The organism is Ruegeria sp. AN6 (assembly GCF_056540425.1).
In genome coordinates this window covers 245,580-260,761 of the sequence record NZ_JBQFWR010000004.1, presented here as the reverse complement: position 1 = coordinate 260,761, position 15,182 = coordinate 245,580, and the positions used below count along the sequence as shown (strand labels likewise).

General features: G+C 53.3%; 9 protein-coding genes and 1 pseudogene. 3 read left to right on the top strand and 7 right to left on the bottom strand.

The window, feature by feature from the left end; genetic code table 11:
- Nucleotides 1-47: 47 nt before the first annotated feature.
- Nucleotides 48-1,673, bottom strand: coding sequence for a hypothetical protein (locus ACR0MQ_RS09770; RefSeq protein ID WP_480607697.1), 1,626 nt, complete (start codon nt 1,671-1,673; stop codon nt 48-50).
- A 290-nt stretch (nt 1,674-1,963) separates the two neighbouring features.
- On the opposite strand from ACR0MQ_RS09770, the gene ACR0MQ_RS09765 reads away from it, so the two are divergent.
- The 3 genes and pseudogenes from ACR0MQ_RS09765 to ACR0MQ_RS09755 all read left to right on the top strand — a co-directional run bounded on the left by ACR0MQ_RS09765 (nt 1,964) and on the right by ACR0MQ_RS09755 (nt 2,946).
- Nucleotides 1,964-2,164 carry a DUF1059 domain-containing protein gene (locus ACR0MQ_RS09765; RefSeq protein ID WP_170745557.1) on the top strand — a complete coding sequence of 67 codons (201 nt, stop codon included), beginning with the start codon at nt 1,964-1,966 and terminating at the stop codon, nt 2,162-2,164.
- 33 nt (nt 2,165-2,197) lie between these two features.
- Nucleotides 2,198-2,422, top strand: a complete 225-nt coding sequence (locus ACR0MQ_RS09760; RefSeq protein WP_480607693.1) for a rhodanese-like domain-containing protein — start codon at nt 2,198-2,200, stop codon at nt 2,420-2,422.
- 229 nt (nt 2,423-2,651) lie between these two features.
- Nucleotides 2,652-2,946, top strand: a pseudogene (locus ACR0MQ_RS09755) (putative quinol monooxygenase).
- A gap of 91 nt (nt 2,947-3,037) precedes the next feature.
- On the opposite strand, the gene ACR0MQ_RS09750 reads toward ACR0MQ_RS09755, so the two are convergent.
- The 6 genes from ACR0MQ_RS09750 to ACR0MQ_RS09725 all read right to left on the bottom strand — a co-directional run bounded on the left by ACR0MQ_RS09750 (nt 3,038) and on the right by ACR0MQ_RS09725 (nt 15,148).
- Nucleotides 3,038-3,736 (bottom strand): SDR family NAD(P)-dependent oxidoreductase, encoded by a 699-nt coding sequence (locus ACR0MQ_RS09750; protein ID WP_480607690.1) that lies wholly within the window; start codon nt 3,734-3,736, stop codon nt 3,038-3,040.
- A gap of 87 nt (nt 3,737-3,823) precedes the next feature.
- On the bottom strand, nt 3,824-4,654 hold the full coding sequence (locus ACR0MQ_RS09745) for a class I SAM-dependent methyltransferase (protein ID WP_480607687.1): 831 nt from the start codon (nt 4,652-4,654) through the stop codon (nt 3,824-3,826).
- A gap of 443 nt (nt 4,655-5,097) precedes the next feature.
- A complete protein-coding gene (locus ACR0MQ_RS09740; protein ID WP_170771778.1) occupies nt 5,098-6,123 on the bottom strand; it encodes an adenylate/guanylate cyclase domain-containing response regulator in 1,026 nt (341 codons plus the stop codon).
- A complete protein-coding gene (locus ACR0MQ_RS09735) occupies nt 6,116-6,457 on the bottom strand; it encodes an Hpt domain-containing protein (protein WP_170771781.1) in 342 nt (113 codons plus the stop codon). Before ACR0MQ_RS09735 ends, ACR0MQ_RS09740 begins: the two co-directional genes overlap by 8 nt.
- A gap of 3 nt (nt 6,458-6,460) precedes the next feature.
- Nucleotides 6,461-13,447, bottom strand: coding sequence for a GAF domain-containing protein (locus tag ACR0MQ_RS09730; protein ID WP_480607684.1), 6,987 nt, complete (start codon nt 13,445-13,447; stop codon nt 6,461-6,463).
- A 504-nt stretch (nt 13,448-13,951) separates the two neighbouring features.
- Nucleotides 13,952-15,148 carry an NADH:flavin oxidoreductase/NADH oxidase family protein gene (locus ACR0MQ_RS09725; protein ID WP_480607681.1) on the bottom strand — a complete coding sequence of 399 codons (1,197 nt, stop codon included), beginning with the start codon at nt 15,146-15,148 and terminating at the stop codon, nt 13,952-13,954.
- Nucleotides 15,149-15,182: the final 34 nt, after the last annotated feature.

The window sequence follows — 15,182 nt, the reverse complement described above, 5'->3', positions numbered from 1 at the left end:
TCTGCCGTTCGGCTATCAGCCCACGATCTCGTAACCCATCTAGGCCTCTATGCTTGGATCGGATCACCTGGCAACCCTATATCCTCTCTGATGGGGTCAGGCAGATGAAGGTTTTGTGCAAGGATATCCGCTTTTTCTGACAGCGTTTCCGCGCGTTCTGCAGCAGCCTCCGCTTTGGAGTGCATTCGCGACTTTCTGAGTATCCACGCCTTCACCAACCAGAAGTGTCGACAGTAGGGACGCATTTCATTCGCGTCCGAAATTGCTTCAAGCGCGAGTTGCTGATCACCTGCCATCATGTGTGCAATCGAAAGGGGATAAAGCCGGTATGGCAGAAACGGATCTTCGGTGGAACGATCCACAGCCTCGACCAAACTCTTCCGAGCAGCTTCCCAGTTGCCGGCAATAATTTCGGTATAACCGCTCGCCTCCATGCCCAAAACATAGCTGGGATTCAGCCGGAAAATTCTATCGATGTCCTTCCTTGCACCATTGAGATCACCCGCGAGGCGCGCGCGCACCTGGGCCCGCGTGTACCAGCAATAGTCGGAACGCGGCGCAGTCTGAACGGCTTTATTCGCAGACTCGATGATCCGCGTGCGTAAATCAGGATCAGCCTCGCGATAGCATGCCTCCAAGGGGTACAGTTTGGCTTCGCACCACATCGCAAGCCCGGAGCCATTCTCGGGATCAAGTCGAAGCGCTCGCTCCAGCAACTTACCCGCATGATTATAGTCCTCGACGGTGGCACGGTAAAACAGCATTGCCGCTCGGGATCTCAACTCACTTGGGCTCAATTGATCGTCTGGAATATCATTAAGTCGGTCACCGTCAAACGCATTGATCTGCAGACGTAAATCGTCTGACAGCTGTTCTGCAGCCCGGTCGCTTAATTCAAACAAATCCTCTGAATCTCCGTTTAAGAAGCGCGACCAGGTTACCTGTCCATCTCCCAACCGGGTAAGGCTGGCCGAGATCCTTGCTTCGGTTTCTCGGCAACGCAATCGGCATCTCAGGCTATACGTTGCATTAGTCTCAGACATTGAATCTGTTGCGATTACACGCACACCAGTGCGGCGCGAAAGACTGTAAACCAGTTGCTCCTGCAGATCAGCGCAAACCTCGAGCGTTTCTCTTGTTTCGGGGGCACTTGTGACCGGCTCCACTGCAATAGAAGGCAATTCGGTGTGTTCTTTCTCTCGCTGCGTTGCGGGCCGCCATTGAAACCCATTCACCGGATTAGCAAGATTCTTTAAATCGTACGTACCCGCATCGCTGAAACCCGCTGAAAGCTTTTCGTCCAACTGCCGCTTGAGGTCTTCGGAGATCATCACACCACCGGGTGGCGCCTCAGTCTGCAGGCGCGCAGTGATGTTGATGCCGGTACCATAAATGTCGGTCTCGTCTTGAATGATCTCCCCGAGATGCGCGGCCATCCTCAGCCTGATTTTTTCATGGTCGACCAACGCAATTTGCACAAATTGAGCGGTTTCGATTGCCGCTGATATCGACGGAAAGGCAATTATCCATCCATCGCCCATACGCTTCAGTATCTCGCCGCCTCTTCGGACGGCCTCAGGTTCTAGAAGTTTATCACGAAGTTCGCGGACCAACTCGATTGCGAGCGACTGATCCGCCTCCATTGCGGACGTATAGCCGACCAGGTCAGCCATCAAGATCACGGCAAGGCGAGCTCTCATAAAACGACGTTAAGACAACGTTAAGGCATTGTCATCTTTTGAAAGCGGGCGATGCGACCTCGGGGCATCAACAAAGCTATGCAGTGAATGGCGGCATTGTACCAAACTGGCCCTTGGCGCAGATCGCGGCGAAGGTGCCAGGAGAGCCCCAAAGGCGACTTTCACAGCGATGACCACGTCTCACAAACAGTCTATCTAACTGCCGGATTCGGTGAATAATGCCCAATCTGCTATTCTCGGTTCAAACAAAGGGGAGAAACTAGATGGCGAACGCGTTTTCATATGCTTGTCGGGATTGTGAAGGGATGGCGGCCTGTCCCGCAAGCGTGGTCGCCGAGACCAAGGATGAAGTTTGGAAACTTATGGAACTTCATGCGCAAGTTGCTCATGACGAAAATCCTGCTGATTGGGACGGTGAAACACGGGCCTATCTGGCGACCTTGATTAAACCCGTGAACGTCTGAAACGTGCTCTGGCAAAGACGACTGGAGGTCGACATGGCGCGCACATTTGCTCAAATGGTAGAAGAGGAAATTTCGGCTGCTGAAGGCATCTCCGCTGCCGAAGCACTCGCAACATTGGAGAATGACCCAAAAGTACTCTTGGTCGATGTAAGGGACACCGCGGAAATGGACGCCACCGGTGTGACCCCAAATGTCGTAGCTGCGCCCGGCCGCGCTCCAAGCTATCGTGGCGCTGCCGCAGCAAACGTCCTGACCTAAATGGGGTTCCAACATGTTCGCTTCGTCGATGGGGGCATGGCAGCTTTGATCAATGCTAGGGCCACCACTCAACGACTTTGATGGTGCTATCTCGTCTTATCAGCCCGTCATTTGAAAGGGCTTGGTTACCGCTCCGAGCCCTTACGGACGCGCAAAATAAATGGTGCTACGATGCGCCCGATTTAGGCAGGCAAGTATCCAGGCATCGCCGTTGTTGGAGGATGCAGGCATGATCATGCGGATTTTCAGGTGCTTGTGAGACCAGGTAAGGAGAAAGAGTTCAGTAAATTCTTTCACGAAACTGCCATTCCATTGATGAAACGGACAAAGGGCGTCGTCCAAGTTTTGCCGGGCGCCGCAAGATCAGGTTCCCCGAGAGAGTTCAGCTTTGTGATGATTTGGGACAGTCTGGAGTCTCTAAAGGCGTTTGTAGGGGAGGACTATGAAAGCCCCACATCGATCTGGCAGAAGCTGAACTGGTCGAAGCTCGATCAATCAAACACTACGACCTGGTGGAGTTATAAAGCCGACCACCTGCAATAGGCCTCGTGCCCTGGCGGATTCTGCTGTGCGCGTGGGTCAGCACTTTCTGAACGACCAACCAGATAGAGCCTGTCATAGATATGGCGTCCTTTGGGGGCGCACTGTGAGTTCCGTGACGCAGGCGTTGTTGGGCAGCATTACAGCAGTCGAGATTAGCGTTGAAATTTCTTCAAGCTGAATCATTTTGGAGCGGTCTTTGCCTGCGTCGGACACGTCTGGAGTGTTGACAAACCCCGGGTGCACAAGGGTGACCCGAACACCGTCTTCGTGGACATCTTCGAACAGAGCCTTGGCGAAACCAGCCTGCGCATGCCGCAGGGCACAATGAATGGCGTGATTTTTCCAGCCCAGCCAGGATGTAGGCCCGCAGATATAGACAAATGCCCCCTCTGTTTCACGGATCGCAGGCAAGACATGCGCGGTCAGTCTGATGGTTGCCCGCAGCACTTGGTCGATGGATGTGTCCCAATCTGAAAAGCGGTCAATCGAAACAGCGCCGTAGGTGAACTTGGCGGCGCAGTGAACCATCGCGTCCAACCGCTCGCTTTGCAGCGCCCAGTCTGCGAGAGCGGCCACAGAAGTCATGTCGCCCATTTCTGCGGCAAACCATTCGCCCGCGCCACCTGCGGCCTCAACCATGGCAATTGTTTCTTGCAGCGCGTCCTCGCGGCGTCCATGCGCGAGTATGTTCCACCCTTTCGAAGCCAGGTCGATGGCCGTTGCCCGGCCTATTCCACTTGAGGCACCCGTAATCAGAGCTGTTTCAGCCATGAGCATTCCCCGATTTGCTTATGGAAGATTACCACAAACCGCCACCCCACTTAAGAAAGGCCAAACCTGACCTGTTAGTCAAAGCAGCTAAACTGGAAGGCGCGCGTGGATTTCAATTGGGGCAATCAAACCACGTTCGATATTCCTGACCATATGTTGAACCTTAAGCGCGGTGTCATCGCCCATTATAAGATGAAGACCCAAAGGTGGAGGGCCATCTGAACGGCTTTGCGCAGCTGCTAGATCTGCAAAGAACTGTTTGGCGAATGCAGTGCGGTCGATCCGGTCACTCACCTCGAAACCGACAGATTTCAAAGCAGCTTCATATGTCTCCGGAGAAGTCAGCGCGCTTTGATCTGCAGATGACGCCCAGGGTGCGGGATAGTCCATTTGCCCCTCTCCGACTTGCATCACATCGTAAATCGCAAAAATTCCGCCTGGCCTGAGCACTCGCTTCGCCTCACGGGCGATACCGACTTTGTCCGCGATGTTCATGCCGACGTGGATCATGTAAGCGGCATCCATGGAGTCAGTGTCCAGCGGCAATTCCAACACGCTGCCTTCGATGAGTTGAACTCGGTCTGACAAGCCCGTCCATTCTGTAAGAGCGCGACCGGTTTCCACAAACTCGTCGGTTAAATCGACACCGGTCACATACGCCCCGGTGGCCGCCGCCACATAGCGTGCCGGACCCCCGAGCCCACAGCCAAAATCGACAACTCGGCTTTCAGGTGAAAGGCCGAGAGCTTTCACAAAAGGTTCTGTCGCGAGACGCCCGCCAATGTGAAACTCGTCAACCGGCGCCAAAGCGTCGTGGGAAATTGGCGGGGTCAGGTCCAGTGCTGCGCAACCATCGGAAATCCGTTTGAGCAAGTGACCGGCATGGTAATGGTGCGCGACTTCGTTGGGATTGGTCATATTGAAGCTTCCCTAATCGATGCCGTCAGGATACACAGGGTGAGCCAGAATGTCAGCTTCGTCCGCTCTTCGGACCTGCGTCTGTCTTCCATCTTCGCCCGTGTAGCGAATGTCTCCTTTGACGGGCCGCATCGCGGCGACGGTGATCAAGGTCGAACGGCTGCATTGGGCCGTTGTCACACATCCCGACAAACTGACTTATCGGCAGCTTTGTCCACGTAGAAGTCGTTCACGCCTAGTGCAGCGAACGACTGCCCTGAGCCCAAAGTACAAATTGCTGCGAACTGCCCAAATGGCAGAAACGCGCAGAAAGCGGACTTTGCGAAGTTTGACAATATCTAGTCTCCAATCACTGAGCCACATATGAAAATCATCGGGCGAAAAGCAAAGCCACAAGCGCAACTACACCCGGTGTAGATGCGCTTGCCAGGTTGCATGAATGGTCATAGCGCATGGATATCGAACGGATCGGAGAAACCCTTGATCATTGTTCTACCAAATGTCTCCAACACATTTGCCCCTTCCAACAGTTCGAAGGTTTCTTGATCAATCAATATACGGCTTCCGGTTTTCTGAGTTTCTGCCTCGAGGCGAGCAGCAAGGTTTACGGTCGATCCTATGCAAGTATACGTCGCTCGATTGTCCGTACCGGCATAGCCGGCGACGACTTCGCCAGTCGCTATTCCGATGCCGATTTTCAGGTCACTTTTCGCTTCTGAGCGCCTTTCAAGATTTAACATCTCGATCATGTTGTGCATTTCATGCCCTGCCGCCACTGCACTTTGCGCGGTATTGGGCAGTGGTTGCGGAACTCCAAAAAGAGCCATCAAACCGTCACCCAGCATCAGGCTGACAATTCCGCCATTGCTGGTAACAGCCTCGAACATCAACGTGTAGAACGTATTGAGCAGGTCAATTGTTTCCTCAGGGGCGAGATTTTCAGACAAGGTCGTGAAACCGCGAATGTCACAGAAGAGAACCGAAGCATTGGCACGCTTGCCACCTATCGCAAAGCCAGACTCTTGCAGGTCTTGTGCAACCTCCGTTGTTGCAAAGCGCTCTAGCAGACGTTTCTGCTCGTCCCTGAGTCTTTTCTTTTCAAGACCGCTGGCGACGCGCGCACCGAGAAGTGTCTTATTGACCGGTTTTGGCAGGTAGTCTTCCGCACCCAATTCGATACAGCGCACGACATTGTCGAGCCCCTCAACAGATGACGTCACGATCACCGGCAGATCACGCAGGTCGGTGTCTGATTTGACGGCTTCGAGAACCTGAAAGCCGTCCATTTCAGGCATTTCGATATCCAGCAAAAGTAAATCAAACGGCTGGTTAGACAACATCTCCATTGCGACCCGGCCGTTTTCCGCGACGGATGCCTGGTGACCCAAAAGCTCTACGCTGCGCGACAAAAGCAAGCGGTTCACCTTGTTGTCATCAACGATGAGCAAATGACCCGGGGCGTCAGACATCAATCAGACTCCGTAAAGCAACTGCAGCAATGGTAAGGTCGGTTTCCAGCGCCGTCGCGTCTGTAAGGTCCCCGGCTTCAGGCAGCTCTCCGAGCTCGATTTTCCTGGCCCGTTCGGCGAGAGCAATCGCCCCAAAGGTATTGGCATTCGACTTAATGGAGTGCGCAGCACGGCGGTATCGGTCGGCATCAGCCGCGCCCGCAGCCGCTTTCAATTCGTCAATCATGCCAGGCGCTTCGTCGAGAAAGGTGTTCACAAGCTCGGCTGCAAAATCTTCGCCTGTAGCGTCTTTAAGCTCCATGAAGATTTCATGATCAATCGGGCTGTCTGTCATGGATTACCTTCTTATTCTGGGGGAATTTAACAGGGCTTCAATTAGGACCGATACGCGGATCGGTTTAGTGATGTAGTCGTCCATCCCTGCTTTCAGGCACATCTCACGGTCGCCCTGCATGGCGTTCGCGGTCATCGCGACTATGCGAGGACGACTGCCATCCGGATGCGCTTTATTGATACGACGAGATGCTTCAAGCCCGTCCATCTCGGGCATTTGCACATCCATGAAAACGACATCATATGTTTGCCGGTTGACGCTTTCGACCGCTTCAACACCATTGCTGGCCAAATCAGCGCGATAGCCCATCTGTTCCAGCAGTCGCAGCGCAAGTTTCTGGTTCACCAAATTATCCTCAGCCAGCAAAATCCGCAGTGGATGTCGTGTGGCCATATCCGGATCTGTTTGTGGTTTGCCCTGAGGTTTGGACGGCTCTACGCGCACCTTTTCAGTCGCGAACAATGTGACCAGGGTATCGAACAGGTGGGATTGGCGCAGAGGTTTGGCAAGGTTGGCGGCAAAGAGCCCCTCCTCAAGGTCTATATCGCGCGGGCCAAGTGAACTGAAAAGGATGAGTGGCAAGCCCGGTTTCTTGGCGCGAACCCTTTTTGCGAGCTCTTCTCCATCCATGTCAGGCATATGCATGTCGAGAATGGCCAAATCGAACTCGACGCCTTCTTCAAGTATGCTCAGCGCCTCTGAGGGAGATCCATACGTCGTTGTCTGCGTGCCCCATTTCTCGGTTTGCAGAGAAAGGATTTTACGATTGGTGGCATTGTCATCCACCATCAAAATTCGCTTGCCTTCGAGTTCAGGCTGAACGCCAACAAGATTGCGAGAAGACGATTTAACTGGCTTTGCAGATTTGGCCTGGATTTTGAAAACAAACGTGGACCCGCTCCCCGCGCCATCGCTTTCAGCCCACATGGTCCCGCCCATGAGTTCTGCTAGGCGTTTCGAGATCGCAAGACCCAGACCAGTGCCGCCATATTTTCTGGTCGTTGAACTATCTGCCTGACTGAAAGACTGAAATAATCGGCTCATGCCCTTTTGGGATAGGCCGATTCCAGTGTCTCGGACTTTAAACGTCAGTTCGAGCGATCCCTGCACCTTGGCGGATTGTTCAACGGACAGAACCACTTCGCCGCTTTCTGTGAACTTCACTGCGTTAGAAAGCAGGTTCAGCAGAATTTGCCGCAATCTGGTCAGATCCGCGCTAATCGCCAGTGGTAGCGCGTCATCAAACTCATAGGCTAAATCCAGTTGTTTCTCGGCGGCTTTGCCACTGACTAAGTCGAGTGCGCTTTCTATGCATTCGCGCAGGTCGAACGGATGGTTTTCGATATCCATCTGTCCGGCTTCAATTTTCGAGAAGTCGAGGATCTCGTTGATGATACCCAACAGCGCGTCACCACTATCGCGGATGGTGTTTGCATAGTCGCTTTGCTCTGCATCCAACTCTGTGTCCATCAACAGGCCGCTCATCCCGATCACCGCGTTCATGGGCGTGCGTATCTCATGTGACATGGTGGCCAGGAATGCGCTTTTTGCTTCGTTGGCAGTTTCAGCAGCCTCGCGCGCTTCTTCAGCTTCGCGGAAAAGGCGTACGTTCTCGATCGCAATAACAGATTGATCGGCAAAGGACTCGGCCATTGCAATATCGTCATCCGAGAAGGGTGTTTTGGATTTCCTGATGAAATAGAGGCCGCCCAGACATTTGCCTCCGCGCATCAATGGCACGCCAAGGAAAGCTTCAAACCCGCTTTCTTCGTGAAGCTTCTTTGCCAACCGCGGCAGGTCACCCGACGACAAATCATGCACATGCATGGTTTTTCCAGACAGCAATACTGACGACAGAAAATTGTCTTGCGTATCCAGCGGGTGCCGAGTTCTTCCGAAATCACGTATCAGCCCTTTGGGCGAGGCCAAAGCCACTTGCCACCAGAAACTCTCATCCGACAACGCCGCACCGGCCATGTCGCACGAAACGAGCCGTGTCGCTGAATCTACGATCACCTCAAAAACAGGCGTTGTATCCGTGGGCGATTGGCTGATCACCCGCAATACATCAGCACTCGCAGTCTGCCGGGCCAAGGAAGACTGAGTTTCATTGAACAGGCGTACATTTTCCAGCGCGATTATGGCCTGAGCGGCAAATGACTCGGCAATGGACACTTCGTCTTTGGTAAAAACCTTGGACGTCTTTCGAATAAAGACCAAGTTGCCGAAACAGTCTTTTCCACGCATCAAGGGCACCATCAAAAACGATTTAAAGCCCTTCTCGCGAAATATCTTCTTGTCGCGCCGCGGTAGTTCATCGTAGCGCCAATTTGGCATGTGTAGCGTCTTGCCGCTTTTGATTGCCCAGGACGGCAGGTTGTCTTCGGGGTCAATCGGAAGCCGATCCGTCCACTCGACTTTTTCCACACCTTCTGGCGTTGCGACAGCAACCTGCCAAATTTCGGTTTTGTTGGCTTGAATAGCAATTGCCAGGTCGCAATCTATCAGCGTCGTCGCCAGTCCGACAATCTTCTCGAACACGGGTTTGGTATCGGTTGGGGATTCAGAAATTACCCGCAGCACATCTGCACTGGCGGTTTGGCGGGCAAGCGCGGTTTGCGTGTCATTGAAAAGCTGCGAGTTCTGAATAGCGATGATCGCCTGTGACGCAAATGTCTCCATCTGCTTGATTTGCTTCTCGTCGAAAGCCGCAGTTATTCGGCTGCCCATGCTGATGACACCGATTGTGACACCATCGCGGATCAGTGGCACGGAAAGGACGGATCGATAACCATCAAGTTTAGATTTCAGAACTGGGTCATAATTGGGGTCCGCTTGTGTATCTTCGACATAATCAGCCTGCCCACGAAGGAGCGCCCGAGCCGTCGCAGAAGTCTCTCCTGGTTCAAACGGATGCGATTTCAGGAATTCGGTAAATTCGTCTGACAGGTTGTGCCCGGCAAAAAAATGATACCTACCATCGTCGGGTTTCTTCAGCGCCACAAAAGCATCCTGAAGGCGGCAGATGCGAGACGAAACAGCCAGCAACGCTTCCAGTACAGGCTCCAGTGCGTCTGGAGATCGGGAAATGACTTCGAGCACCTCGCTCGTTGCCTTTTGATACTCTAATGACTCTTCGATTTCTGCCGTACGCGATTGTACTTCCTCAAACAATTGCGTGTTGTTGATAGCGATCAGCGCCTGAGACGCGAAAGTTTCCAACAGGCTGATCTGTTTTTTGCTAAATGCTGAGGCCTGTCTGTGCGCCATGACGATAACACCGAGCGTTCGCCCATTTTTGACAAGCGGAACACCGAGAGTCGTAAGATAATCGCCAATTTCGGCAGCTTGTTTCCAGGTGTACGTTGGGTCGTTGCGCGTATCTTCTATATAGACCGTCTTAGCATGCAGCGCGGCACGCCCTATGCACGACCCTTCTTCAGGAGCGATGGGGTTATCAGTCAGAAACTTCAGGAACCCATCGCTTACGTTATGGGACATGACAACACGGAAGAGCCCATCATTGGAATCCCGCATGGCGAAAAACGCGTACTCAGGAGAGCAGATGCGCGAAGCGACTTCTAGTATTGCATCCAGTACCGGAGGAAGATCGTTGGGCGAACGCGAGATGACATCCAGCACTTCAGAAGTTGCTGTTTGGTACTTCAGCGTCTCTTCAACTTCGGCTGTACGGGCCTGAACCTCTTCGAACAACTGAGTGTTGTTGATCGCGATCACGGCCTGAGCCGCGAAAGTCTCCAAAAGGGAAATTTGCTTTGAATTGAACGGTGCGACCCTGTCGTGGCAAAGGACTATCACCCCAACCACCAACTCGCCCTTGATTAGCGGGACACCCAGAAGTGAACGGTACTTTCCGATACGCGCAGCCTCTTTCCATTCGTATTCGTCGGCTTTGGTATCCTTGTAATAGACCGTTTTCCCTCGTGCCGCCGTTTGGCCGATTCCACTCCCGTGACCTACCGGAACGGGGTTGGCCTGCATGAACTTCATGAAATCACTGTCAAAATCGAGCATAATGTCAGTGTGGTATAGATTGTCCTCTGGATTGAGGATCGAAATCGCAGCGTATTTTGGGTCGCAGATTCGGCTTGCGACTTTCAAGATTTCGTCGAGTACCGGTTTCAACTCGTTCGGAGATCGAGAAATGACCGACAACACGTCTGACGTGGCGGTTTGGTATTCCAGAGATTGCACGACTTCCGCGGTGCGTTCCTCCACTTCGCGGAAAAGATTGGCATTTGTAATGGCGATGGTGGCCTGGTCTGCAAATGTTTCTAACAACTGAATCTGCTTGGTGGAAAATCCCGAAACCTCGGTTGACCCGACCGAAATTACACCCACAACCTCGCCATTTTTGACCAACGGGACCCCGAGCACGGACCGATATTCCCCGACGCCGCTATCCTCTATCCAAGTATAAGACGTTTCGGTTTCGACATCTTCGATATAGATGGTGCGTTTCGACAGTATGGCACGCCCGCTTACACCGCTTTCATCAGGCGAAATAGGATGCTCTTTGACATATTCCGCAAAGGTCGTGTCCTGCGTAAGTATGGCAAGAACATGAAAAAGCTGATCGTCGGGGTTCAACATTGCAACATAGGCATCCTGCAATTCGCAGATGCGCGACGCTTCTTTGAGGATAGCGTCGAGAACAGGCGCCAACTCATTTGGTGACGCCGAAATAACCCGCAGCACTTCGGATGTAGAGGTCTGATACTCCAAAGCCTGCGTAACTTCCGCTGTACGATCCTGAACTTCGCGAAACTGTCGGACGTTTTCCATTGCGATAACGGCTTGAGCCGCGAAGGTTTGGACCAGTGCCATGTCGTCGTCTGAGAATGGCGCAACTTCACGACGATAGAGCACGATCACCCCTAGACCGGTGCCATCCTTCATCAACGGAACCGCCAGAACCGAGCGGGCTCCTTCAATCTCAACCATCTGAACCCGTTTCGGGTCACGATCCCTGAGGTAAAGGGGATCGTCCGCGATATCGTCCTGGCGAATGACCTCGCCATCGATCATTGGTTTGATCGCAATTAATTCAGTGCGTGTAAGTGGCTCCATAAAATTTTTGAGCGCTTCGTCAAAATCGATTCTCGCACCAATATTGGCTGGGATCGTTGCGATCTCGCGTTCGTGATCAGCGATACACAAGAAGGCGAGTGGCGCTTTGCACAGACGGCTGGAGTTTTCGAGAATGCTTTGGAAAACCGGCCTTTCGTCGTCGCGGCTACGGCTTATGACTTCGAGGATTTCTCGCGATGCTTTTTCGCGCTCAAGTCGTTCCTGAACCTCTCGAAATTGGCGCGTATTTTCTATCGCTATGACTGCGTGTTTGGCGAACTCTTCAATGAATTGCACGTCGGGATCAGAAAACGGACGGACTTCGCGGCGGCTGACTGCGATCGCACCAATCGCCTGTTCCCCCTGCATCAATGGCACAACAACCCGTGACCTGATGCCTTCGACCTCAACCATTGTAACAGCAGTAGGATCACCCGAGCGGTAGAACTCAGTGTCGGCGATGTCCTCGACGCGTACAACCTTGCAATTTCGTATCGCCGCCGCCGCCGTGACTGAACCATCAAGAGGCCACTCTTCTCCCAATTCGACGTCGGTTCTATCGTGCCCCCATGCACCGGCCAATTGAATATGGGTTCCTGCAGCGTTGACCAAAACCAGTGCCGCCTGATCCGCGTCACAGATTTCCGTGGCCTGCTGCAGCACCGCTTCAAAGACGCGCGCATCGTTGTCCCGGCTTTTGCTGATAACACTCAGAACCTCCTGCGTCGCCGTTTGGCGTTCTAACTGAGTGTGCAGTTCCTTCATTTGACGGGTGTTATCTATTGCGATCACAGCCTGCGCCGCAAAGCCCTCGACCAAAGAGATTTCATCTTCAGTAAATGGCCGCACTTCACGCCGGTAAATCCCAATGACACCGACGGGATCACCATTTGCCGACATCAAAGGAACCGTTAGAAACGAACGGACACCTTCCTCATCAACCAGTTGCCGGCGCCAAGGATCCCCATTGATGTAGTGGTCTGTCTCGCGCAAATCGACGTTGTGAATAACGCGCGATTGCCGCACGGACTCGGCAATTTGTAAATTTGACTCCAAAGACCAGCGATCCACGCCGACCTTGTACGTAGCCAATTGATCACCAAAATGGGCCGCGTATTCCAAATGAGTTCCTGCCTCATTTAGCAGGCTCAACGTGGCTACATCTGTTTCGCAAAGCCGGGCCGTGTTTTTCAGGATCGTCTGAAAGACTGGCGCTTCATCTTCCCGAGATCGACTGATCGTCTCCAGCACATCGCGCGTTGCCCCTTCACGAGCCAGACGGACCTGCAACTTGCTAAACTGGCGAACATTTTCAATTGCAATGACCGCCTGCGCGGCGAAAGTTTCAACCAGCTGGACCTGATCGTCGGAGTACGGTCGCACCTCATCCCGTGCCAGCATCAGGCATCCGATTGCACTGCCACCCACTTTCAAAGGAACAAACAGATTGCTTCTGCACCCATGCGTTTCGACAATGAGTTTAAAGCGCTCATCGCCCGATTTGTGGAAATCGGTGTCGCCCATGTCGACAACACGCCTGGTCTTACCGCTGAGAATAGTGTCCGTCACGATGGAGTTGCCTGGCTCCATCGTGTATTTGCCGTCGAGCCACAGCTGCTGAATATCTGGGTGCAGATTGACGCTGGCAATCAGTTGCTGACGCGCATCCCCTTCTTGTCCGAGAACCAGACCAGCAAAAATGGCATCGCAGAGATCTTTTGCCAGCGTTAAAATCAAGTCGCATACTGGTTGGATGTCATCCTTGGTCTCAGAAATCGCCTGCATAACCCGCGCAGTAGCTTCGAACCGCGCCTGCTGATCATCCGCGCTGAGCCCCGAACTTTGCGCAGACGACGACGCTGAACTTCCCGTCTCTTCCGATGTCCTCTTTCCACCCACCTGCGTTCGCAGCTCCCGCACCAACTAATGAAACACACACAACACCGGAGTTTACTGGGCATAAGATAGAAGTCACAGAGTTTCTTTACAGACAGTATTCAATGCGCTTCGGGCGATGCTGGTATGGTGTGGCCTTGGGAAGATCCGCAGAGTCATAAAGAAAGCCGCTCTATTTGCGAAAAAAGTGTCCTAAATAGGAGATGTGTTAAACTTCCCAGAATACTCAAACATCGCTGTTGTATATCATCTTTGGGTTGCGAGCGGCCCACCGGGCCAAAAATGCGGATGGCCGCAAGTTCCGCGGACTTTGAGCTCGCAAAAGCCCCGAGTTTGCAGTCGCGGCGAATGACGGCTTTGGCGGGCCGCAATGCAGCGATGAAGGTTCTTGGCCAACGGCAGGAATGGGCCGTCGAAGCACCTGAGATTGGGTGGTTGCCTGCCTTTCGCTGCAGATTGAGTCAATGACAGATTTGGGGAAAATCGCCCTTACAGGGCTGGAACACCTTACGGAACAGAAAACCTTCTCTTCCACTGAACGACACGCAATTCATCGCGTTTCTCATATTCTGTAATAGCTTCACTGATGCCCCGGTTAACTTGATCCTCTCGATCTTCTCCGAGATCGGTCATGCGCATGGTAAACCAAGCAGTCATACCTCCGGGCGGCAAGGTGGCGAAGCGAGGGAAAGCGGGATCATTTTCACCTGTCCGCCATTTTGCGGGCAAGGAGGGATCAAGGACAATACCCCGTGCCACTCCCACGACATCCACATCCCCTGACCGGACTGCAGCTTCAGCCTCCTCTTTACGTTTGAAGCCTCCGGTGACCATAAGTGGAACCGATATCAGTCGACGCGCAGCGCGTGCAAATTCGACAAAGTATGGACCCTTCGTGGCGCGTTCCGAGCTGGAAGGTGCCCCGGGGAAATAGGTTCCGCCGCTGATATCCAGAAGGTCGACCCCCTTGCCTTCAAGGCCTGCAACGACTTCGAGTGCTTCGTCTTCCGTTAAGCCTCCGTCGAGTTGATCGGTTGCATTCAGCTTTACTGCTACCACAAAGTCGGATGGGACCGACGCGCGAACGGCTTCGACTGTTTCAATGAGTAGCCGCATCCGCGCCTCTATCGAACCGCCATAGGCATCAGTTCGGCGATTAAAAAGTGGCGACAGAAACTGGCTCAGGAGGAAGCCATGTGCGGCATGGATTTGCACGCCGCCAAATCCCAATTCCACCGCACACAGTGCGGTGCGGGCAAAACAATCTGGGACGGCCCTTATCTCGGCGATTGACATGGCTTCGCTGCGGAAATCAGGAAAGTCGATGGCACTTGGCCCTCTGGGTTTGCTGATCGGAAGATGAGCCATTGCCCCAGCATGCCCAAGCTGCATCCACAATTGGGCTCCGTTAGCCGACCCGCGCCGCGCAAGGTCGCGAAACGCTTTCAAGTCGGCTGCATCATCCAGAACCAGATTGCCCGGTTTCTCGGGGTACCTCGGATCACCCTGCACTTCGCCGATGATCGACGCGGCAAGCCCTCCTTCAGCCCAGCGTTCATAAAGCCGCATCTGAGAAGGAGTTGGGTTTCCCTGGCCATCCGCCAACGAATCCGACATCGCTGATTTGATGATCCGGTTCTTCAATAAACGCCCATTCGGCAAAGTGAGTGGCGAGAAAAGGGAGATGTTCGAAGCGGTGTTCAAAGCAGTTTTCCTTGGAGTTTTCATCTCCACCTGA